This window comes from Streptomyces diastaticus subsp. diastaticus, from assembly GCF_011170125.1.
Classification (GTDB): domain Bacteria; phylum Actinomycetota; class Actinomycetes; order Streptomycetales; family Streptomycetaceae; genus Streptomyces; species Streptomyces diastaticus.
The window spans coordinates 37098-59055 of the sequence record NZ_BLLN01000001.1 but is presented as its reverse complement, the minus strand read 5'-3'; the positions used below and the strand labels follow the sequence as shown (position 1 = coordinate 59055).

At 74.3% G+C, this 21958-nt stretch carries 15 protein-coding genes; 8 read left to right on the top strand and 7 right to left on the bottom strand.

The features are described 5' to 3' along the window. Positions 1-45 precede the first annotated feature (45 nt). The 4 genes from Sdia_RS00220 to Sdia_RS00205 form a co-directional block, all read right to left on the bottom strand. Positions 46-1221 carry an acyl-CoA dehydrogenase family protein gene (locus Sdia_RS00220; RefSeq protein ID WP_189500423.1) on the bottom strand — a complete coding sequence of 392 codons (1176 nt, stop codon included), beginning with the start codon at positions 1219-1221 and terminating at the stop codon, positions 46-48. Positions 1222-1281: 60 nt separating this feature from the next. Beyond that, entirely contained in the window at positions 1282-2259 is a 978-nt protein-coding gene (locus tag Sdia_RS00215) for a hydroxymethylglutaryl-CoA lyase (RefSeq protein ID WP_115069856.1), read from the bottom strand. Further along, complete coding sequence (locus Sdia_RS00210; RefSeq protein ID WP_100452638.1) at positions 2256-4283, bottom strand: acetyl-CoA carboxylase biotin carboxylase subunit; 2028 nt, start codon at positions 4281-4283, stop codon at positions 2256-2258. The genes Sdia_RS00215 and Sdia_RS00210 overlap by 4 nt, the downstream gene beginning before the upstream one ends. Positions 4284-4345: 62 nt before the next feature. Beyond that, positions 4346-5977 (bottom strand): carboxyl transferase domain-containing protein, encoded by a 1632-nt coding sequence (locus Sdia_RS00205; protein WP_100452639.1) that lies wholly within the window; start codon positions 5975-5977, stop codon positions 4346-4348. Positions 5978-6101: 124 nt separating this feature from the next. On the opposite strand from Sdia_RS00205, the gene Sdia_RS00200 reads away from it, so the two are divergent. The 3 genes from Sdia_RS00200 to tesB all read left to right on the top strand — a co-directional run bounded on the left by Sdia_RS00200 (position 6102) and on the right by tesB (position 9067). Beyond that, a complete protein-coding gene (locus Sdia_RS00200; RefSeq protein ID WP_115069858.1) occupies positions 6102-6707 on the top strand; it encodes an SACE_7040 family transcriptional regulator in 606 nt (201 codons plus the stop codon). A gap of 254 nt (positions 6708-6961) precedes the next feature. After that, positions 6962-8119, top strand: coding sequence for an acyl-CoA dehydrogenase family protein (locus Sdia_RS00195; RefSeq protein WP_115069859.1), 1158 nt, complete (start codon positions 6962-6964; stop codon positions 8117-8119). A gap of 72 nt (positions 8120-8191) precedes the next feature. Further along, the gene (gene tesB, locus Sdia_RS00190) at positions 8192-9067 is read left to right on the top strand and encodes an acyl-CoA thioesterase II (protein ID WP_124287184.1); all 876 of its coding nucleotides are present in this window, start codon (positions 8192-8194) and stop codon (positions 9065-9067) included. 57 nt (positions 9068-9124) lie between these two features. Here tesB and Sdia_RS00185 read toward each other — a convergent pair whose 3' ends face one another. The 3 genes from Sdia_RS00185 to Sdia_RS00175 all read right to left on the bottom strand — a co-directional run bounded on the left by Sdia_RS00185 (position 9125) and on the right by Sdia_RS00175 (position 12668). Beyond that, positions 9125-10108: a DUF5996 family protein gene (locus tag Sdia_RS00185; protein ID WP_115069861.1), complete on the bottom strand. Its 984-nt coding sequence runs from the start codon at positions 10106-10108 to the stop codon at positions 9125-9127. Positions 10109-10207: 99 nt separating this feature from the next. Beyond that, on the bottom strand, positions 10208-10990 hold the full coding sequence (locus tag Sdia_RS00180) for a phosphatase (RefSeq protein ID WP_100453321.1): 783 nt from the start codon (positions 10988-10990) through the stop codon (positions 10208-10210). A 112-nt stretch (positions 10991-11102) separates the two neighbouring features. Then, the gene (locus tag Sdia_RS00175) at positions 11103-12668 is read right to left on the bottom strand and encodes a PucR family transcriptional regulator (RefSeq protein ID WP_100452644.1); all 1566 of its coding nucleotides are present in this window, start codon (positions 12666-12668) and stop codon (positions 11103-11105) included. 138 nt (positions 12669-12806) lie between these two features. On the opposite strand from Sdia_RS00175, the gene Sdia_RS00170 reads away from it, so the two are divergent. From Sdia_RS00170 to Sdia_RS00150, 5 genes are all read left to right on the top strand, one after another. Then, entirely contained in the window at positions 12807-14339 is a 1533-nt protein-coding gene (locus Sdia_RS00170) for a sodium:solute symporter family protein (RefSeq protein ID WP_124287182.1), read from the top strand. An 88-nt stretch (positions 14340-14427) separates the two neighbouring features. Next, positions 14428-15399: an agmatinase gene (speB, locus tag Sdia_RS00165; protein WP_100452646.1), complete on the top strand. Its 972-nt coding sequence runs from the start codon at positions 14428-14430 to the stop codon at positions 15397-15399. Positions 15400-15691: 292 nt separating this feature from the next. Further along, positions 15692-17392, top strand: a complete 1701-nt coding sequence (locus Sdia_RS00160) for a thiamine pyrophosphate-binding protein (RefSeq protein ID WP_100452647.1) — start codon at positions 15692-15694, stop codon at positions 17390-17392. Positions 17393-17489: 97 nt separating this feature from the next. Continuing rightward, positions 17490-17843: a VOC family protein gene (locus Sdia_RS00155; protein ID WP_115069863.1), complete on the top strand. Its 354-nt coding sequence runs from the start codon at positions 17490-17492 to the stop codon at positions 17841-17843. 90 nt (positions 17844-17933) lie between these two features. Further along, a complete protein-coding gene (locus Sdia_RS00150; protein ID WP_371874217.1) occupies positions 17934-21797 on the top strand; it encodes an ABC transporter ATP-binding protein in 3864 nt (1287 codons plus the stop codon). Positions 21798-21958 lie beyond the last annotated feature (161 nt).

Sequence of the window (21958 nt, the reverse complement as noted above, 5' to 3'; positions counted from 1 at the left end):
GCGGTCGTTCTTCCGGACTGTGGGCGGGCTCCGGAGGGGGCTTTGCTACCCCCGCCCCCCGCCCACCCCCAACTCCCGTGCGATCAGCATTCGCTGGACCTCGCTCGTGCCCTCGCCGATCTCCAGGATCTTGGAGTCGCGCCACATGCGGGCGACCGGGTACTCGTTCATGAAGCCGTAGCCGCCGTGGATCTGGGTGGCGTCGCGGGCGTTGTCCACGGCGACGGTGGAGGAGTGCAGCTTGGCGGCGGCCGCCTGCTTCTTGAAGGGTTCGCCGGCGACCAGGCGGCTGGCGGCGTCGCGCCAGGCGAGGCGGGCGGTGTAGGCGCGGGTGTCCATGTCGGCGATCTTGAACTGGATGGCCTGGTTGGCGCCGATGGGCTTGCCGAAGGCGTGGCGTTCGGCGGCGTACTTGACCGACTCGTCGACGCAGCCCTGGGCGAGGCCGGTGCCCAGCGCGGCGATGGCGATGCGGCCCTCGTCGAGGATGCGCAGGAACTGGGCGTAGCCACGGCCCCGTTCGCCGAGGAGGTTGGCGGCGGGGACGCGGACCTCGTCGAAGGAGAGCTCACGGGTGTCGGAGGCGTTCCAGCCGACCTTGGAGTACGGCGGCGCCACGGTGAAGCCGGGCGTGCCGGACGGGACGATGATCGCGGAGATCAGCGGGGAGCCGTCGGGCTTGCGGCCGGTGACGGCGGTGACGGTGACCAGGCCGGTGATGTCCGTACCGGAGTTGGTGATGAAGCACTTTCCGCCGTTGATCACCCACTCGTTCGTCGTCTCGTCGAGGCGGGCGGTGGTGCGGGTGCCGCCCGCGTCGGAGCCGGCGCCGGGCTCGGTCAGGCCGAAGGCGCCGAGGATCTCGCCGGAGCACAGGCGCGGCAACCACTCGCGCTTCTGCTCCTCGCTGCCGAAGAGGTGGATCGGCATGGCGCCCAGCGAGACGCCCGCCTCCAGGGTGATGGCCACCGAGGAGTCGACACGGGCCAGTTCCTCCAGGGCGATGCCGAGGGCGAGGTAGTCGCCGCCCATGCCTCCGTACTCCTCGGGGAAGGGCAGGCCGAACAGGCCCATGCGGCCCATCTCGCGGACGATCTCGTAGGGGAACGCGTGGCGCTCGTAGAGGTCGCCGATCTTGGGGGCGACGACGTCGTGGGCGAACGCCTCGACGGTACGGCGGAGTTCCTCGTGTTCGGCGGAGAGCCGGTGGTCCAGGGACATCGGGTACGACTCCTAGTGAGCTGCGGCGACAGGGTACGGCGGCAGAGCAGGGGGAGCGCGCTACTCCTGGTGGGAGAGGGCGCGGACGGTGCGGGACGGGCTGGGGCGGCCCAGCCGCCCGGCGAGCCAGTCGCTGGTGGCGACGAGCGCGCCGAGGTCGGTGCCGGTGTCGATGCCGAGGCCGTGCAGCATCCACACCAGATCCTCGGTGGCCAGGTTGCCGGTGGCGCTTCGGGCGTACGGGCAGCCGCCGAGGCCGCCGGCGGAGGCGTCGACGACGGTGACGCCGTGCTGGAGCGCGGCGAGGGTGTTGGAGAGCGCCTGGCCGTAGGTGTCGTGGAAGTGGACGGCGAGGGAGCCGGGGCCGACGCCCGCCGCGTGCAGGGCGCGCAGCAGCGAGCCGACCTGGCCCGGGGTGGCGACACCGATGGTGTCGCCGAGGGACAGCTCGTCGCAGCCCATGGCGTGCAGGGCGGTGGCGACCTGGACGACCTGGGCCTCGGGGACCGGGCCTTCCCACGGGTCGCCGAAGCACATCGAGAGGTAGCCGCGCACCCGCAGGCCCTCGGCCTTGGCGCGGGTGACCACCGGCTCGAACATGGCGAGGGACTCGGCGACGGTCCGGTTGAGGTTGCGGCGGGCGAAGGTCTCGGTGGCGGAGGCGAAGACCGCGACGTGCCGGGCGCCGAGCGCCAGGGCCCGGTCCAGGCCACGGGCGTTGGGGACCAGGACCGGCAGGTCCGTGCCGGCCTCGCGGAGGTCGTCCAGCATCGGGAAGAGCAGTTCGGCGTCGGCGAGCTGGGGCACCCACTCGGGGCGGACGAAGCTGGTCGCCTCCACGGTGGTGAGCCCGGCGGCCGCGAGCCGCCGTACGAACTCGGCCTTCACCTCGGTGGGGACGACCGTCTTCTCGTTCTGGAGGCCGTCGCGCGGGCCCACCTCGTGGACGCGGACCCGCGCGGGCAGCCCGTCGGCGCGGACCACCATGGGCAGGCCCGGGGTGCCGGGCGCGGCGGCGGGGGCGGGTGATTCCGTCATGCCTGGGCCTCCTCGGCGGGGGTGGCGGGAGCCCGCCGTGCGCCGGCGGCCTCGGCGGGGGCTTCCCCGGACGGGGCCTCGGGGGCCTCGGGCGGGGCGACCACGGCCAGGACCTGGTCCATGGCGACCGTGGTGCCCGGGGAGACGTCGAGTTCGGTGACCGTGCCGGCGTGCGGGGCGCGGATGAGGTGCTCCATCTTCATCGCCTCCACCACCAGCAGGCCCTCCCCCTCCTCGACCTCCTCGCCGACGGCGACCTTGACCAGCGTCACCGTGCCGGGCATGGGCGCGGTCAGCGCCTTCGCCCCGGCCGCCCGGTCGGCCCCGGCCAGCGCCTCGGCGACCGGGTCGACGTCGGTGACCTGCCAGGCGTCGCCCTCACGGGCCAGCCACTGTCCGGCCCGGCGGAAGGAGTGGCGTACGCCGTCGAGGGTGACGGCGACGGTGTCGGCGGTGACCCGGTGGGTGCCGGGGGCCTCGGCGGTGTACGCCACGGTGTCCTGGCCGGGGACGCGGAGATGGTGGACGACCGGCGCGGGCGGGCCGGCCAGCCGCCAGCCGTCGGTGGCGGCGAACGGGTCGCTCCAGCCCCGCGCGTCGGGCACCGGGGCCAGCTCGGCCAGGCGGACGGCGGCCGCCGCCTCGTACACCTCCGGCGGGACGCCCGGGTCGGCGAGGGCGTCGGCCTCGCGGGCGACGAGGCCGGTGTCGAGGGCGCCCGCGACCACGTCCGGGTGGGCCAGGAGGCGGCGCAGGAACCCGGCGTTGGTGGGAACGCCGAGGGTGACCGTGTCGGCGAGTGCGGCGCGCAGACGGCGCAGGGCGGTGGGGCGGTCGGGGCCGTGGGCGATGACCTTGGCCAGCATCGGGTCGTAGAGGCTGGTGACCTCGGTGCCCTCGTCGAGGCCCGAGTCGGTGCGGACGCCGGGGCCGGCCGGCTCGGTGAGGGCGAGGACGGTGCCGCCGGAGGGCAGGAAGCCGCGGGCGGGGTCCTCGGCGCAGAGGCGGGCCTCGACGGCGTGGCCGGTGAGGGTGATGGAGTCCTGGGTGAAGGGGAGCGGTTCGCCGGCGGCCACCCTCAGCTGCCACTCGACCAGGTCGATGCCGGTGATCAGCTCGGTGACGGGGTGTTCGACCTGGAGGCGGGTGTTCATCTCCATGAAGCAGTACCCGGCCGGGTCGTCGCCCGGGACGATGAACTCGACCGTGCCCGCGCCGGTGTAGCCGCAGGAGCGGGCGGCCTGGACGGCGGCCTCGCCCATCGCGGCCCGGGTCGCCTCGTCCAGCAGGACGCTCGGCGCCTCCTCGACGATCTTCTGGTGGCGGCGCTGGAGCGAGCACTCGCGCTCCCCGAGGTGCACGACGTCGCCGTGGCCGTCGGCGAGCACCTGGATCTCGATGTGCCGGGGCCGGTCGATCCACCGCTCCACCAGCAGGGTGTCGTCGCCGAACGAGGCGCGGGCCTCGCGCCGGGCGGCGGCGATCTCCTCGGCGAGCGCCGCCTCCTCGCGGACCAGCCGCATCCCCTTGCCGCCGCCGCCCGCCGAGGGCTTCAGCAGGACGGGCATGCCGATCTCGCGGGCGGCGGCGGCCAGCTCGGCGTCGGTCAGGCCGCTGCCCGAGGAGCCGGGGACGACCGGGACGCCGGCCGCGCGCACCGTCTCCTTGGCACGGATCTTGTCGCCCATCAGCGCGATGGCCTCGGCGGGCGGCCCGATGAAGACCAGCCCCTCCTCGGCGCAGGCCCGCGCGAAGGCGGCGTTCTCGGCGAGGAAGCCGTACCCGGGGTGGACCGCCTGCGCGCCGGTGCGGCGGGCGGCGGCCAGCAGGGCCGGGATGTGCAGGTAGCTCTCGGCGGCGGCCGGCGGTCCGATCCGTACGGCCGTGTCGGCCTCCCGGACGTGCCGGGCGTCGGCGTCGGCGTCGCTGTGGACCGCGACCGAGCGCACCCCCAGCTCGCGCAGGGTGCGGATGACGCGGACCGCGATCTCGCCCCGGTTGGCGACGAGCACCGTGTCGAACATGGTTCTGGCTCCTCCTGGTGCGGCGGGGGCGCTGGGTGCTGCCTGGTGGATGTCCATGCCGCTCACATCCGGAAGACGCCGAAGCCCTGGGCCTCGCCGTCGCGTGCCGGGACCGGCGCCTGGGCGCAGGCGGTGAGGGCCAGGCCGACGACGCGGCGGGTCTCCAGGGGGTCGATGACGCCGTCGTCCCAGAGACGGGCGGTGGCGTAGTAGGCGTCGCCCTGCGTCTCGTACTGGGCCCTGACCGGGGCCTTGAACTCCTCCTCGGCCTCGGCGGGCCACTCCTCGCCGCTCGCCTCCAGCTGGTCGCGCTTGACGGTGGCGAGGACGGAGGCGGCCTGCTCGCCGCCCATCACGGAGATCTTGGCGTTGGGCCACATCCACAGGAAGCGGGGGCTGTAGGCCCGGCCGCACATCGAGTAGTTGCCCGCGCCGTACGAGCCGCCGACGACGACGGTGAGCTTGGGGACGCGGGCGCAGGCGACGGCGGTGACCATCTTGGCGCCGTGCTTGGCGATGCCGCCCGCCTCGTAGTCCCGGCCGACCATGAAGCCGGAGATGTTCTGGAGGAAGAGCAGCGGGATGGAGCGCTGGTCGCACAGCTCGATGAAGTGCGCGCCCTTCTGGGCGGACTCGGAGAAGAGGATGCCGTTGTTGGCGACGATGCCGACCGGGTGGCCGTGGATCCGCGCGAACCCGGTGACGAGGGTCTGCCCGTACTCCTGCTTGAACTCGGCGAAGCGCGAGCCGTCGACGATCCGCCCGATGACCTCGCGCACGTCGTACGGAGTACGTGAGTCGGCCGGGACGGCGCCGTAGAGGCCGGCCGGGTCGAGGGCCGGCTCCTCGACGGGGAGCAGCTCCCAGCTCGGCTCGGGGGAGGGCGGCAGGGTGGCGACGATGTCGCGCACGATGCGCAGGGCGTGCGCGTCGTCCTCGGCGAGGTGGTCGGTGACGCCGGAGGTGCGCGAGTGGACCTCACCGCCGCCCAGCTCCTCGGCGGTGACGACCTCGCCGGTGGCCGCCTTCACCAGCGGCGGCCCGCCCAGGAAGATCGTCCCCTGGCCGCGCACGATGACCGCCTCGTCGCTCATCGCCGGGACGTACGCGCCGCCCGCCGTGCAGGAGCCGAGGACGGCCGCGATCTGGGCGACGCCCGAGCCGGAGAGCCGGGCCTGGTTGTAGAAGATGCGGCCGAAGTGGTCCCGGTCGGGGAAGACCTCGTCCTGCATCGGCAGGAAGGCGCCGCCGGAGTCGACCAGGTAGAGGCAGGGGAGCCGGTTCTCCAGCGCCACCTCCTGGGCCCGCAGGTGCTTCTTGACCGTCATCGGGTAGTACGTGCCGCCCTTGACCGTGGCGTCGTTGGCCACGATCACGCAGAGCCGGCCCGAGACCCGCCCGATGCCGGCGATCACCCCGGCGGCCGGGGCGCCTCCGCCGTACATCCCGTCGGCCGCCAGCGGGGCCAGCTCCAGGAAGGGCGAGCCGGGGTCGAGCAGGGCGTCGACCCGGTCGCGGGGGAGGAGCTTGCCGCGGGCCACGTGCCGGGCCCGGGACCGCTCACCGCCGCCGAGACGGGCCGCGGCCAGCTTCTCGCGCAGCCGGGCGGCGAGCTCGGTGTGTGCCTCTTCGTTGGTCCGCCAGGTGTCGGACGCCGGATCGGCGGCGCTCCCCAGCACTGGTGCCTCTCGCATGGCCTGTGGCTCCCTTGCCGTGACCGGGGCGGCCTCCGGTGGGGCGACCGCTCCGGCGTTAATGACCGTTAACGCGCTGTCGACAGGTTAACGACCGCTAACGACCCTGTCTAGAATGAGTTCCATGACTCCCACCGCCGCCCCCACCCGCCGCGAGCAGATCCTCAAGGAGGCCGCCCGCCTCTTCGCCGAGCGCGGCTTCCACGGGGTCGGCGTGGACGAGATAGGGGCCGCCGTCGGCATCAGCGGGCCCGGCCTCTACCGCCACTTCGCGGGCAAGGACGCGATGCTCGCCGAACTGCTCGTCGGCATCTCCGAACAGCTCCTGGAAGGCGGAAGGCGGCGCACCGAGGCGGCCGGACGCGCCGCGCCGGAGGCCGTCCTCGACTCGCTCATCGCGGGCCACATCGACTTCGCCCTCGACGACCGCCCCCTGATCACTCTCCACGACCGCGAGCTGGACCGCCTGCGTGACGCCGACCGCAAGCGGGTCCGCCGCCTCCAGCGCCAGTACGTCGAGCTGTGGGTCGAGGCCGTGCGCCGCCGCTACCCGGAGTTCCCCGAGCCCGCCGCCCGCGCGTGCGTCCACGCGGTGTTCGGCCTGCTCAACTCCACGCCGCACCTCGGCCGCCCCGGCGCCCTGCCCGGCCGCGCGGGCACCGCCGAACTGCTGCACCGCCTCGCCCGGGGCGCCTTCGCGGCCGGTGCCGAGGTGCCGGCAAGGGGCTGACGGGAGCGGTGGGGCTCGGCTTCGCCCAAGCGACGCGCCCTGTGGGCGAGACCCCGGGTGACGGCCGTCGCACGCCCTGGACAGTCACCGGAACCGCCGGGTAACTTGCGTCTGAGCAAGCGCTTAGCCGGGTGGTCTGTGCTGGTTGGCGAACCGTGCTTGCGCGCCCATGGCCGGACCGGAGACGCGGCCCGGACGAGAGTGGGCCGACCGCCCCCGTGGCGGCCGGTCACGAGCCGACTAGGAGCATGACCATGCGTCGTACGGTGTACAACGAGGACCACGAGGCGTTCCGCGACACCCTCCGGTCCTTCATCGAGGCCGAGGTCGTCCCGGTCCACGACGAGTGGCTCGCCGCCGGCCAGGCGCCGCGGGAGTTCTACCACAAGCTCGGTGAGCTGGGGATCTTCGGCATCGAGGTGCCCGAGGAGTTCGGCGGCGCCGGCGAGGAGTCCTTCAAGTACCAGGCGATCATCTCCGAGGAGTGCGCCCGCGCCGGCGTCTCCTTCGGCGGCTCCGGCGTCCACGTCGCGCTCTGCCTGCCCTACCTCAAGGCGTACGCCACCGAGGACCAGAAGAAGCGCTGGCTGCCCGACTTCGTCACCGGCGCGAGCATGTACGCCATCGCCATGACCGAGCCCGGCACCGGCTCCGACCTGGCCGGCATGAAGACGACCGCCAAGCTCTCGGCCGACGGCAGCCACTACGTGCTCAACGGCGCCAAGACCTTCATCACCGGCGGCGTCCACGCCGACCGCGTCATCGTCTGCGCCCGCACCGCCGCGCCCACCCCCGAGGACCGCCGCTTCGGCATCTCCCTCTTCGTGGTCGACACCACGTCCGAGGGGTACGCCGTCGGCCGCAAGCTCGACAAGCTGGGCCTGCGCACCTCCGACACCGCCGAGCTCTCCTTCACCGACGTCAAGGTCCCCGCCCGGGACCTGCTCGGCGAGGAGAACAAGGGCTTCGCCTACCTCGGCCAGAACCTCCCCCAGGAGCGCCTGGGCATCGCGGTGGGCGCCTACGCCCAGGCCGCCGCCGCCATCCGGTTCGCCCAGGAGTACGTCCAGGACCGCGCGGTCTTCGGCAAGACGGTCGCCTCCTTCCAGAACACCAAGTTCGAGCTGGCCGCCTGCCAGGCCGAGGTCGACGCCGCCGAGGCCGTCTGCGACCGCGCCCTGGAGGCCCACGACGCCGGCGAGCTGAGCGCCGCCGAGGCCGCGTCCGCCAAGCTGTTCTGCACCGAGGTCGCCTCCCGCGTCATCGACCGCTGCCTCCAGCTGCACGGCGGCTACGGCTACATGAACGAGTACCCGATCGCCCGCCTGTACGCGGACAACCGCGTCAACCGCATCTACGGCGGCACCAGCGAGGTCATGAAGATGATCATCGCGAAGAACATGGGGCTCTGAGACCTCAGGGCCCGGCAGCGGTCCTCACCCAGCAGTCCGTCCAGACCCGACCGGAAGCGGAGCCACCCACAAGTGAACGACGCACTGGCCGGACTGCTGGCCCTGCTCGACCTGGAGCGGATCGAGCAGGACATCTTCCGCGGACAGTCCCGCTCGGCCGTCATCCCCCGCGTCTTCGGCGGCCAGGTCGCCGCCCAGGCGCTGGTGGCGGCCGGGCGGACCGTCCCGGACGACCGGCACACCCACTCCCTGCACGCGTACTTCCTGCGCCCCGGGGACCCGGGCGCGCCGATCGTCTACACCGTCGACCGCATCCGCGACGGCCGCTCCTTCACCACCCGGCGGGTCGTCGCCGTCCAGCACGGCCAGCCGGTCTTCCACCTCTCCGCCTCCTTCCAGAGCGGGGAGGAGGGCCTGGACCACCAGGAGCCGATGCCGCCCGCGCCGGACCCGGAGACCCTCGCCACCGCCGAGGAACTGGTCCCGCGCCACGCCGCCGCCTTCACCGACGAGGGCGTCGCCGACCGCCTCCTGGAGGCCCGGGCCGCCGTCGACCTGCGCTACGTCCACGAGCCTCCGTACGCCACCCGCGGCACCCCGCGCGACCCCCGCTCCCAGGTCTGGTTCCGCACCAACGGCAAGCTCGGCGACGTCGACCCGCTCACCCACGTCTGCCTGACCACGTACGTCTCGGACATGACGCTGCTCGACTCGGTCCTGCTCGCGCACGGCCGGGGCGGCTGGGCCACCGGCGACATCACCGGAGCCAGCCTCGACCACGCCATGTGGTTCCACCGCCCGCTCCGCGCCGACGACTGGCTCCTCTACGACCAGTACTCCCCGTCGGCCTCCGGCGGACGCGGGCTGGGACAGGGCCGCATCTACACGCGGGACGGGAAGCTCGCCGTCACGGTGATCCAGGAAGGGGTCATGCGCGTCCCGCGCTGACCCGCTCCCGTCTCCGCCCTGGGCCTCGCGAGGACCGGGGGGTCGTTCCGGACGGGGTCAGTCGCGCGCGTGGACGTGCTCGTGCCACTCCTGTTCCAGGCGCTGCACCTCCGCGGTCGGGGTGCGGCTCATGTACCAGCCGTCCACGCGCGGGCAGACCAGGTCGTCGGGCCAGCCCGCCAGGTCGACGGCGGCGGCCTGGACCGCGTCGCCGAAAGCGACGACCGACCGGACGGGGTCCGGGGTCCGCATGAGGGCCGGCCAGGGGAGCTGGACCAGGCCCGCGTCCGGGTGCCAGGCGGCGCCCTCGACGCCCCAGGCGCGGGAGCCGAGGCCGTCGGGCTGGGGCCAGAGGTAGGCGTACATGCCGGGGTGCGGGGACCGGGAACTGCCGAAGGAGAAGCCGACCGAGAGGTACGCGTGCAGTTCGGCGTTCTGCTGGAAGGCGGGCCGGCCGGGGGTGGGGGTGGTGCGCTGGGGGCGCCAGCGGGTGGCCGAGAGGTCGAAGCCGCCCCACATCACGCCCACGCGGGGGCGGTGGCCCAGGTAGGGGGCCTGCCAGGTCTCCAGGCCGTCGGCGGCGAGGTTCACGGCGGTGTTCATCAGGCGGGCCGCGTCGGCGTCCCAGTCGCGCGGGACGCGGTCGTCCTCGAAGGCCGGCGGGGAGCCGGGGATCTCGCAGATCAGCGAGGAGTTGGGCGGGCCGATGCCGAGTCCGGCCGCGGTCCCGCAGAACGCCCGGTAGAAGGAGGCGACCGACTCGTGGCGCAGGGAGAGGGTGCGGGTGCCGCGGTCGGACTCGATCAGCACGTCACCGTCGAGCAGCCGGTAGTGGACCCGGAAGGCGACCTCGGGATGCCGGAAGGTGCGGGTGGAGAGGCCGCGCGGGGTGACGTCGAGGACGACGTTGCCCCAGCCGACCTCGAAGGGCTCGTCGAGGGTGTACTTGCCCGCGACCTGCACCACCCGGTTCACGTAGTCGACCGTGGGTGCCAGTTGCTCGTAGTCGAGGTCGGGCCGCGCGGTGCCGCGTTGGCTCATGGGACCTCCCCGGTGCCGGACGGAGACGGGGTGATGCCTCCATTCTGGCAGCGGGCGCGGGCTTCGGCACGTCCTCCGGACGGGCCGGGCCCCCACAGGTCAGGGCGTCAGCCCCGCCGCGTCCAGCAGGTAGGCCGTCATCGGGTCGTAGAAGCGCGGGTCCAGGACGTGGTCGTCCAGGGGGACGGTGACCTGCATGGTGCCCTCGGCCTCGCCGATGAAGAGGGCCGGGTCGTTGCAGTCGGCGTAGCCGAGCGAGTCGAGGCCGCGCTGGGCCGCGCAGCCCGCCCAGCCGTGGTCGGCGACGACCAGGTCGGGCAGCGGGCTGCCCTCGCGCTCCAGGCCGTCGAGGATGACGGTCATCGGCTCGGGGGAGTGGGTGTGCCAGAGAGTGGCGCCGCGCTCCAGCATCGCCACGTCGGCGAACTGGAAGACCATGCCCTCGGAGGTGCGCAGCCCGCCGGGGATGACGACGATGTCGCAGCCCGCGGCGCGCAGGGCTGCGGCCGTGGCGCGGTGGACGTCGAGGAGGCCGCCGGGGTGGCCGGTGGCGAAGAGGACGCGCTCCTGGCCCTCGGCCGCCTTGCGGAGCCTGGCCGCCATGCGCTCCAGGCCGTCGACGGTCAGCTCCGGGTCGATGGTGTCCTGGCCGTGCCGGTGCTCCGGGTCGTCGCTGACGCCGCACCGCTCGGCCATCACGGCCAGCACGTCCTGCTCGTCGGCCCAGCGGTCGCCCAGCTCCAGCCCCAGCCAGTAGTGGCGGTCACCGTTGGCGAGCCTGCGGTAGTGGTCGAGGTTGTTGTCGCGGGGCGTGGCGACGTCACCGGCGATCCGGGCGCGGACGAGATGCTCGACGAGGGTGGCGCGACTGGGTATCGACATGGAGACCATTGTGCCCGGCGGCCCCGCCCCCTGGGGCGGCTCGCGAGGGTTGGCTGCGCCTTTCGTGCCGGTCGGGCGGGTTCCGCATCGCGTACGCCGCACACCGGCCCCCTCACTCCCCACCCCGCCCCAACGCGAACCACAGCTCCATGCGGACGTCCGCGTCGTCCAGGTCGGTGGCGAGCAGGCGGGCGCAGCGGGTGATGCGGCCGCGGACGGTGTTGCGGTGGACGGCCAGAGCGGTGGCTGTCCGGTCCCAGCTGCCGTGGAGGGAGAGCCAGACGCGGAGGGTCTCGGCGAGTTCCGGGGCGCCGTCGAGCGGGGCCAGCAGATCGCGGGCGTACGCCTCCGCGTCGGCCGGGTCGACCAGCGCCGCCAGTCCCCGGGCGGCGTCCGCCCGGTCGCGGACCAGGGGGTGGTGGGTGGCGCGGGCGCGGTCCAGGGCGCGGGCCGCGCGGGCGTCGGCGGCGGGGAGGTCCGGCGGGTCTCCGGCGGCGGTGGCGGCGCCCAGGGTCCAGCCGCGTTGCGGGGTGGGTTCGGCGCCGGCGGGGAGGAGGACGCGGACCGTGTCGGCGCCGGGTCCCGTGCCGACCAGGGTGGAGCCCAGGGCCGTACCGAGTCCGGAGGCGGCCAGGGGGTCGACCGGGCCGCCGTGCGGGGAGCGGCGGGCCCGGACCACGGTCCACGGGCCGGCGGAGAGGGAGCCGGCGACGGTGGCGGGCGCGTCGCCGAGGAGCAGGGCGACCAGGGCCGAGGTGCGGCCGGCCCAGGAGGCGCCGGGCCGGCCGGCGGTGAGGAGGGAGAGGAGGACGACCGCGATCTGGGCGAGGGCCTGTTCGCCCTCGGTGCCCGCCGGGCAGACCGTGCCCAGGGCGTGGCCGCCGGTGCCGGTCAGCGCGTACACCGCGATGCGGTCGCGGCCCGCCGTCTCCGTGGCCGAGGCGGGGGCGGGGCGGGTGGCCGGGCCCGGGCGGAGCTTGGTGGCGAGGCCGCCGAGCAGGGCGCGGGCCGGGTCCGGCGGGGCGCCCCGGCCGCCGGGGACGAGGATCTCGCCGGTAGGGCCGAGCAGTACCGCGTACCCGTCGAGGAGCGCGGCGAGGCGGGTCAGCACGGCGTGGACCGGGTCGGGTCCGGCGGCCGCCGTGGCCAGGCCGCGCTGGGCCTCGGCGGCGCGGCGCAGCCCCGCGTGCCGGGACTCCGCCATCAGCCGCCACACCGCGCGCGCCACCGCGCTGAACGGGGTCGCCGACGGCACCTCGACCAGCGGCAGCCCCCAGCGGTCGCAGGCCGCGACCAGGCCGCGCGGCACCGCCTCGTGCACCGGCGCCACCCCGAAGCCCAGCGCGGCACCGCCCGCCGCCACGATCCGGCCCACGTACGCGTCGAGGCGGGCACCCGCCCCCGCCGCCTCCGGCAGGTGCAGCCCGGCGCTGAGCAGCAGCTCGCCGCCGAGCAGGTACGGGTACGGGTCCTCCATCTCCGAGGTGTGCACCCACTGCACCAGCCGCTCCCCGTCCCCCTCGTCCACCGGCGGCCCGCCCACCTGACGCAGCCCGAGGCCGAGATCGGCGCGGCCGAGCAGCGCGGAGAGGCGGACCGGCGGGGTCGGCGGCAGGACGGCGGACGGGGGCTCGGCCGGGGAGGCGGCCGAGGAGCCGGGCGGAGGGGTGGTGCTCATGGGTGGACGATCCATCCAGCGAGAGGGGCGAAGAGGGATGAAACCTACACTTCAGCCCGGCCCGGGGGCGACCTAGGGTCGAGCCACGCCCGCGTCCCCTCCTTCCCCTCCTCCGCATCCGGACGAACGGAGCCCCCCGTGGCAGTCGACTACGCGGTCATCCTTCTCTACCTGACCGGCATGCTCGCCATGGGCTGGTGGGGCATGCGCCGGGCCCGCTCCAAGAGCGACTTCCTGGTCGCCGGGCGGCGCCTCGGCCCGGTCCTCTACTCCGGCACCATGGCCGCCATCGTCCTCGGCGGCGCCTCCACCATCGGCGGCGTCGGCCTCGGCTACAAGCACGGCCTCTCCGGCGCCTGGATGGTCCTCACCATCGGCTTCGGCCTGCTCGCCCTCTCCCTCTTCTTCTCCGCGCGCATCTCCCGGCTGAAGGTCTACACCGTCTCCGAGATGCTCGACCTGCGGTACGGCGGCCGGGCCGGGCTCATCACCGGGCTGGTGATGTGGGCGTACACGCTGATGCTCGCCGTCACCTCGACCATCGCCTACGCCACCATCTTCGACGTCCTCCTCGACGTGCCCCGCACCCTCGCCATCGTGCTGGGCGGCGGCATCGTCGTCGCGTACTCGACGCTCGGCGGGATGTGGTCGATCACCCTCACCGACATGGTGCAGTTCGTCGTGAAGACGATCGGGGTGCTGCTCCTGCTGCTGCCCATCGCCGTCGTCAAGGCCGGCGGCTTCGGGGCGCTCCGGGACGCGCTGCCCACCCCCTACTTCGAACCGCTCGGCATCGGCGGCGAGACGATCTTCACGTACGTGCTGATCTACACCTTCGGCATGCTCATCGGGCAGGACGTCTGGCAGCGCGTCTTCACCGCCCGCGACGACCGCACGGCCCGCTGGGGCGGCACCGTCGCCGGCACGTACTGCCTGGTCTACGCGATAGCCGGCGCCGTCATCGGCACCGCCGCCAAGGTCATGTACCCCGACCTGGCCAGCGCCGACGACGCCTTCGCCACCATCGTCACCCACGAACTGCCCATCGGTGTCCGGGGCCTGGTGCTGGCCGCCGCGCTCGCCGCCGTGATGTCGACCTCCTCCGGCGCTCTCATCGCCTGCGCCACCGTCGCCAACAACGACATCTGGTCCCGGCTGCGCGCCGCCGCCCGGGGCGGGGAGCCCGCGCCCGACGGGGGCGCCCACGACGAGGTGCGCGGCAACCGCCTCTTCATCCTGATCATGGGCGCCGCCGTGATCGTCATCGCCATCGCCCTCAACGACGTGGTCCAGGCCCTCACCGTCGCCTACAACCTCCTTGTCGGCGGGCTGCTCATCCCGATCCTCGGCGGCCTGCTGTGGAAGCGCGGCACCGTGCAGGGCGCGCTCACCTCCGTCGCCGTCGGCGGCCTCACCGTCTCCGCCCTGATGGGGCACTACGGCATCCTCGCCGACCAGCCCATCTACTACGGCCTGCTCGCCTCCCTCGCCGCGTACGTGGTCGTCTCCCTCCTCACCCCGCCCACCGACCCGGCCGTCCTCGCCACCTGGCGCGAACGGCTCGCAGGCCGGGGCGCGCCCGAGAGCGCGTACGCCCCGGCGGCTGAGGGAGCCCAGGCCGCGCCCGGCGCGTACGCCGAGGCGCATCCTGGGCCTGGCGACGGACGCTGACCCCCGCGCCGCCGCCGACCCGCCCGTACCCGGGCGACCCGCACCCGCACCCGCCCCCGACCGGGGCCCACGGAAGGAACCCGCACCCATGACCGCATCCGCCTCCTCGCCCCGCCCCGAGCCGCGCGGCCCCGTCGACTCCTCGCGCGTCCCGCGCTTCGCCGGGCCCGCCACCTTCGCGCGGCTGCCGCGGCTGGACGAGGTCGGCTCCGCCGACATCGCCGTGGTCGGCGTCCCCTTCGACACCGGCGTCTCCTACCGGCCCGGCGCCCGCTTCGGCGGCAACGCCATCCGCGAGGCGTCCCGGTTGCTGCGGCCCTACAACCCGGCGCAGGACGCCTCCCCGTTCGCCCTCGCCCAGGTCGCGGACGCCGGCGACATCGCCGCCAACCCCTTCCACATCGAGGAGGCCGTCGAGACCGTCGAGGCCGCCGCCGACGACCTGCTGGCCACCGGCGCCCGCCTCATGACGCTGGGCGGCGACCACACCATCGCCCTGCCGCTGCTCCGCTCGGTCGCCAAGGTGCACGGGCCCGTCGCCCTGCTCCACTTCGACGCCCACCTCGACACCTGGGACACCTACTTCGGGGCCGAGTACACGCACGGCACGCCCTTCCGCCGGGCCGTCGAGGAGGGCATCCTCGACACCTCCGCCCTCTCCCACGTCGGTACCCGCGGCCCGCTCTACGGCAAGCAGGACCTCGACGACGACGAGAAGCTCGGCTTCGGGATCGTGACCAGCGCCGACGTGATGCGGCGCGGGGTCGACGAGATCACCGACCAGCTGCGGCAGCGGATCGGGGACCGGCCGCTCTACATCTCCGTGGACATCGACGTCCTCGACCCCGCGCACGCGCCCGGCACCGGGACGCCCGAGGCCGGGGGGCTGACCTCGCGGGAGCTGCTGGAGATCATCCGGGGGCTCGCCTCGTGCCGCCTCGTCTCCGCCGACCTGGTCGAGGTCGCGCCCGCCTACGACCATGCCGAGATCACGGCGGTGGCCGCCAGCCACACGGCGTACGAGCTGACCACGATCATGGCGCGCCAGATCTCGGCCTGACGGCCGGGGCTCGGGGACTGGGCCTTGCCCGCGCTGGGCTCCGCCCGGTCCCCGGCCTGGGGCGGCCTTAGACGCCGGCCGGGCTGTTGTGGCCTCAAGCGCCGGCCGGGCTGAGATTGGCAGAGCGCTCAGCCACACGACAGCCCGGCCGGCGCTTGAGGCCACCCCAGGCCGCAGGCCGGGCCAACAACCCCCACCGAGGCCAGCCCCCGTCAAGGCACCCCACCCCCCACGACCAGCCAAGTGACACCATGGCCAAAACCCACCGACCCGACACGAGGCCACCCGCACCATGACCCACGACCACCACGGCCCCGAGCTGATCCCCACCCCCGCCCAGACGGCGGCAGCCCTGTCCCCTCCGCCCGGCCGCACCGGTGGTGACCTGGTCATGGAGACCCTGCACGGCCTCGGCGCCACCACCGTCTTCGGCCTGCCGGGCCAGCACGCGCTCGGCCTGTTCGACGCCTTGCGGCGCGCCCCCATGGAGTACGTGGGCCTGCGCGTCGAGAACAACGCCGGGTTCGCGGCCGACGCGTACGGCCGGGTGACGGGTGAGGCGGCCCCGCTGCTGCTGTCCACCGGCCCGGGGGCCCTCACCTCGCTGGCCGCGCTCCAGGAGGCGGCCGCCGCCAGTGCCCCGGTGCTGGCGGTCAGCAGCCAGGTCCCGGCGGCGGGGCTCGGCGGCGGGCGCCACGGGTACCTGCACGAACTGCGGGACCAGCAGGCGTCGTTCCGGGACGTGGTGAAGTCCGTGCACACGGTGCGTACCGCCTCGCAGATCCCGACCGCGATCGCCGAGGCGTGGCGGAGCGCCCTGACCGCGCCGCACGGTCCGGTGTGGGTGGAGATCCCCGCCGACATCCTCAGCGCGCGGACCACGGTGCCGCAGGTCACGGCCCCGGACGCGTTCCCGGAGGAGCCGGCGCCGCGTCCCGAGCTGACAGCGGTGGCGGCGGACTGGCTGGGCCGCGCCGAGCGGCCGGTGATCATCGCGGGCGGCGGCGTGGTCCGCGCCGACGCGGCCGGCAAGCTGACCGCGCTGGCCGAACGCCTCCAGGCCCCGGTGGTCACCACCTTCGGCGGCAAGGGCGCCTTCGCCTGGGACCACCCGCTCTCGCTCCGGTCGTGGATGGAGGACCGGCACACCACGGCCTTCCTGGAGGAGGCCGACGTGGTGCTCGTCGTCGGCTCCGGCCTCGGCGAGCTGTCCTCGCACTACGGGACGTTCACCCCGCGCGGCCGGATCGTCCAGATCGACGCCGACCTCGGCAAGCTGGAGGCCAACTACCCGGCCCTCGGCATCCACGCCGACGCCCGCCTCGCGCTCACCGCCCTGCTGGAGACCGTCCCGGAGCGTACGGACACCGGCGCCCCGGACCGCGTCGCCGCCACCCTCGCCGCGATCCGCGACCGGATCGACGGCCAGGGCCTCGACACCGAGCAGCGCGTCCTGGCCGCCGTCCGCGAGGCGCTGCCCGACACCTCGCCCAGCTTCTGGGACATGACGATCCTCGCCTACTGGGCCTGGTCCGCCTTCGACCCCCGCCAGGGCGCCTTCCACTCGGCCCAGGGCGCGGGCGGCCTCGGCTACGCCTACCCGGCCGCGCTCGGCGCCGCCGTCGCGGACCCGACCCGCCCGGTGCTCGCCGTCTCCGGCGACGGCGGTGCGCTGTACTCGATCGCCGAGCTGGCCACCGCCCGCCAGCACGACCTGGACGTCACCTGGCTCATCGTCGACGACGGCGGCTACGGCATCCTGCGCGAGTACATGCACGACGCCTTCGGCACCACCACCGCCACCGAGCTGAGCCGCCCGGACTACGCGGCCCTCGCCGCCGCCTTCCACATCCCGGCCACCACCACCTCGGTGGAGCACCTGGCCACGGACCTGGCGAAGGCGCTGGCCGCCCCCGGCCCGTCCGTGGTCGTCCTCCCGGTCCACCTGCGGATGTTCGCCGCCACCCACGAGGAGGAGCGCGCCGCGGAGTGACGTACGCGCCCCGTTGTGTTGGAGTGCTCCCGTCGCGGGGCACTCCGGCCGGGAGCCGCCCGGCCCGCCCGCGCGGTCACGGCATGAGGAGCCGATCATGAACGTACGGCGGGTCGTCCCCAACCTGCGGACCGAGGACCCCGAGGCGTGCGGCGCGTTCTACGCCCGCATCGGCCTCAGCCCCGCGATGGACCTCGGCTGGATCACCACCCTGACCGGCACCGGCGGCGGCGCCTCGCCGGTCCAGCTCAGCCTGATGACCGAGGACCTGACCGGCCCGGTCGTCCCCGACCTGAGCATCGAGGTCGACGACGTGGACGCCGCGTACGAGGAGCTGCGGGCGGCCGGCGCCGAGCTGCTCTTCCCGGTCCGCGACGAGGAGTGGGGCGTCCGCCGCTTCTTCGCCCGCGACCCGGACGGCCGCGTCGTCAACGTCCTCGGCCACCGCTGACGGCTCCGCCGCCCGCGCCCTCCCGACTCCCGTCGCACACCCGTGCGCCCCACCCGGTTCGTTGCGGCGGGATGAAATCCCCCGCTCCGGATGTTGGCGCTGGCGGTAGTGCAGGAGACCGGACGACGGAAGGACCACGGGGTGGCGGGCGCGCGGCAGGACCGGCAGGAGCGGGGGGAACCGGGGCGTACCCCGGTGGCCGGGCCTGAGGCGGCGATCGAGAACCGGGGCTGGGTCAAGCGGCTCACCGCGTACGCCTGGCGGCACCCCAAGGACGTGATCCTCTCGCTCGGCGCCTCGCTCGCCGGGATGGGCGTCATGGCGCTGGTCCCCCTGATCACCAAGATCGTCATCGACGACGTGATCGGCGGCAGCCGCTCCCTGGCCCTGTGGGCCGGGCTGCTGATCGCGGCCGCCCTGGTCGTCTACGGGCTGACGTACGTCCGCCGCTACTACGGCGGACGGCTCGCCCTGGACGTGCAGCACGAGCTGCGCACCGACATGTTCGACACCATCACCGAGCTGGACGGCAGACGCCAGGACGACCTCTCCACCGGCCAGGTCGTCGGCCGCGCCACCAGCGACCTCCAGCTCATCCAGGGCCTGCTCTTCATGCTGCCGATGACCATCGGCAACGTCCTGCTCTTCCTCATGTCCCTGGCGATCATGGCGTGGCTCTCGCTGCCGCTGACCCTGGTCGTCGTCGCCGTCGCCCCCGCCCTGTGGTGGATCGCCCGCCGCAGCCGCACCCGGCTCCACCCCGCCACCTGGTACGCACAGGGGCAGGCCGCCGCTGTCGCCGGGGTGGTCGACGGGGCCGTCTCGGGCGTCCGCGTCGTCAAGGGGTTCGGCCAGGAGGACCAGGAGACCGGCAAGGTCCGCGAGGTCAGCCGCCGCCTCTTCGCCGGCCGCCTGCGCACCGTCAAGCTCAACGCCCGCTACACCCCCGCCCTCCAGGCCGTCCCCATGCTCGGCCAGGTCGCCATGCTCGCCCTCGGCGGCTGGCTGGCGGTGCGCGGGCAGATCACCCTGGGCACCTTCGTCGCCTTCTCCACCTACCTCGCCCAGCTCGTCGGCCCGGTCCGGATGCTCGCCATGGTCCTCACCGTCGGCCAGCAGGCCCGGGCCGGCGCCGAACGCGTCCTGGAGCTGATCGACACCGAACCCTCGATCGCCGACGGCACCCGCGAACTGCCCGCCGACGCCCCCGCCACCGTCGAGTTCGACTCGGTCACCTTCGGCTACGGCGAGGGCCGCCCCGTCCTCGACGGCTTCAGCACGGAGATCCGCGAGGGCGAGACCCTGGCCCTGGTCGGCGCCTCCGGCAGCGGCAAGTCGACCGTCTCGGCCCTGCTGCCCCGCTACTACGACGTGAGCGCCGGCGCCGTCCTCGTCGGCGGCCGCGACGTGCGCGAACTGACGCTCGACTCGCTGCGCGCCGCCATCGGCCTGGTCCCCGAGGACAGCTTCCTCTTCTCCGACACCATCCGCGCCAACATCGCCTACGGCCGCCCCGACGCCACCGACGAGCAGATCACCGCCGCCGCCCGGGCCGCCCGCGCCGACCGGTTCATCGCCGACCTGCCCGACGGCTACGACACGGCCGTGGGCGAGCACGGCCTGACCCTCTCCGGCGGCCAGCGCCAGCGACTGGCCCTGGCCCGCGCGCTGCTCACCGATCCCCGCCTGCTCGTCCTGGACGACGCCACCTCGGCCGTCGACGCCCGTGTCGAGCACGAGATCCACGAGACCCTCGCCGAGGTCATGGCGGGCCGCACCACCCTGCTCATCGCCCACCGCCGCTCCACCCTCAACCTCGCCGACCGCATCGCCGTCCTCGACGAGGGCCGCGTCGCCGCCGTCGGCACCCACGCTGAGCTGGAGCGCACCTCCCCGCTCTACCGACGCCTGCTCACCGACCCCGAGGCCCTCGGCGGCACCTCGCCCGGCCACACCCCGCGGCAGGCCCCGCTCTCCGTGCTCCCCGAGGAGGAGACGCTCACCGACGAGCTGCGGGACGAGCTGGACGCCGAGTTCGACGCCGAACGCGGCATCACCCCGGCCCTGTGGGTCCGCGACAAGGAGGCCCGCGACCCGGCCGCCGCCCTCGCCGGGATGCCCGCCACCCCCGAACTCCTCGCCCAGGTCGAGGCGCTGCCCCCGGCCGACGAGAAACCCCGGGTGGACGAGGCGCGGGCGGTCACCCCGGAGGACTCCTACGGCCTGCGGCGGCTGCTGCGCGGCTTCGGCCGGCCGCTCGCCGTCGCCTTCCTCTTCGTCGCGGCCGACGCCGGGCTCGGCCTGCTGCTGCCGGTGCTGATCCGGCACGGCATCGACGAGGGGGTCAACCAGCTCGCGCTCGGCGCCGTCTGGACCGCTGCCGGGCTCGCCCTGCTCGCCGTGATCGCCCAGTGGGCCTCGCAGACCGCCGAGATCCGCAAGACAGGCCGCACCGGCGAGCGGGTCCTGTACGCGCTCCGGCTGAAGATCTTCGCCCAGCTCCAGCGGCTCGGCCTGGACTTCTACGAGCGCGAGCTGACCGGCCGGATCATGACCCGGATGACCACCGACGTCGACGCGCTCTCCACCTTCCTCCAGACGGGCCTGGTCACCGCCTTCGTCTCGGTCGTCACCTTCTTCGGGATCATGGGCGTGCTGCTCGCCATCGACCTCCAGCTCGCGCTGGTCGTCTTCGCGACGCTGCCCGTCCTGGTCGTCGGCACGTACTTCTTCCGCAAGCGCAGCGTCAAGGCGTACGAGCTGGCCCGTGAGCGGGTCTCCGGGGTCAACGCCGACCTCCAGGAGAACGTCGCCGGGCTGCGGATCGTGCAGGCGTTCCGCCGCGAGCCCACGACCACCCGCGAGTTCGCCGCGCACAGCGACTCCTACCGGCGGGCGCGGCTCAAGGGGCAGTGGCTGATCTCCGTCTACTTCCCCTTCGTGCAGCTCCTCGCCTCGGTGGCGGCCGCCGCCGTTCTCATCGTCGGCGCCGGCCGGATCGAGGCGGGCACGCTCACCACCGGCGCGCTGGTGGCGTACCTGCTCTACATCGACCTGTTCTTCGCCCCGGTCCAGCAGCTCTCGCAGGTCTTCGACGGGTACCAGCAGGCCACCGTCTCGCTCGGCCGCATCCAGCAGTTGCTGCGCGAGAAGCCGTCCACCGGGCGGGCCGCCGAACCGCTCGACGTGCGCTCACTGCGCGGCGAGATCGCCTTCGAGAACACCGGCTTCGCCTACCGCCCGGCCGACGGCGACGGCCAGGCCGAGGAGGCGCTGACCGGCGTCGACCTGAGGATCGCGCCCGGTGAGACGGTCGCCTTCGTCGGCGAGACCGGCGCGGGCAAGTCGACCCTGGTGAAGCTGGTCGCCCGGTTCTACGACCCGACCAGCGGCCGCGTCACCGTGGACGGTACCGACCTGCGTGACCTCGACCTGACGTCCTACCGGCACCGGCTCGGCGTGGTCCCGCAGGAGGCGTACCTCTTCGAGGGCACCGTGCGGGACGCCATCGCCTACGGGCGGCCCGAGGCGAGCGACGCCGAGGTGGAGGCGGCGGCCCGCGCGGTCGGCGCGCACGACATGATCGCCCGGCTGGAGGGCGGCTACCTGCACACCGTCGCCGAACGCGGCCGCAACCTCTCCGCCGGGCAGCGCCAGTTGATCGCGCTGGCCCGCGCCGAACTGGTCGACCCGGACATCCTGCTGCTGGACGAGGCGACGGCCGCCCTCGACCTCGCCACGGAGGCCCTGGTCAACCAGGCCACCGACCGGATCGCGGGCCGCCGCACCACGCTGGTCGTCGCCCACCGGCTGACCACCGCCGCCCGCGCCGACCGGGTCGTCGTCATGGACCACGGCCGCGTCGCCGAGACCGGCACCCACGACGAACTCCTCGCCGAGGACGGCGCGTACGCCGCTCTGTGGGGCGCCTTCGTCGGAGCGCCCGCCGCCTGACAGGCCGTCGGCCCCCGCGCGGCGCCCCCTGCTCCCGCCCGGACAGGGGGTGCCGCGCGCACGGGCACCCGTCACCTCCCCCCCCCCCCACGAGCAGGCGTTCTGGTGGAGCGGCCCTCACTCGGCTAAGTTCCGGCGGGCCGGGACGCGCCCGGAGTGAC

Coding starts and splice junctions, on each gene's coding strand:
- Sdia_RS00205 (WP_100452639.1), bottom strand. CDS start 5,977: ATGCGAGAGGCACCAGTGCTGGGGAGCGCCGCCGATCCGGCGTCCGAC.
- Sdia_RS00215 (WP_115069856.1), bottom strand. CDS start 2,259: ATGACGGAATCACCCGCCCCCGCCGCCGCGCCCGGCACCCCGGGCCTG.
- Sdia_RS00160 (WP_100452647.1), top strand. CDS start 15,692: ATGACCCACGACCACCACGGCCCCGAGCTGATCCCCACCCCCGCCCAG.
- Sdia_RS00180 (WP_100453321.1), bottom strand. CDS start 10,990: ATGTCGATACCCAGTCGCGCCACCCTCGTCGAGCATCTCGTCCGCGCC.
- Sdia_RS00195 (WP_115069859.1), top strand. CDS start 6,962: ATGCGTCGTACGGTGTACAACGAGGACCACGAGGCGTTCCGCGACACC.
- speB (WP_100452646.1), top strand. CDS start 14,428: ATGACCGCATCCGCCTCCTCGCCCCGCCCCGAGCCGCGCGGCCCCGTC.
- Sdia_RS00220 (WP_189500423.1), bottom strand. CDS start 1,221: ATGTCCCTGGACCACCGGCTCTCCGCCGAACACGAGGAACTCCGCCGT.
- Sdia_RS00185 (WP_115069861.1), bottom strand. CDS start 10,108: ATGAGCCAACGCGGCACCGCGCGGCCCGACCTCGACTACGAGCAACTG.
- Sdia_RS00155 (WP_115069863.1), top strand. CDS start 17,490: ATGAACGTACGGCGGGTCGTCCCCAACCTGCGGACCGAGGACCCCGAG.
- Sdia_RS00200 (WP_115069858.1), top strand. CDS start 6,102: ATGACTCCCACCGCCGCCCCCACCCGCCGCGAGCAGATCCTCAAGGAG.
- Sdia_RS00210 (WP_100452638.1), bottom strand. CDS start 4,283: ATGTTCGACACGGTGCTCGTCGCCAACCGGGGCGAGATCGCGGTCCGC.
- Sdia_RS00175 (WP_100452644.1), bottom strand. CDS start 12,668: ATGAGCACCACCCCTCCGCCCGGCTCCTCGGCCGCCTCCCCGGCCGAG.
- Sdia_RS00150 (WP_371874217.1), top strand. CDS start 17,934: ATGTTGGCGCTGGCGGTAGTGCAGGAGACCGGACGACGGAAGGACCAC.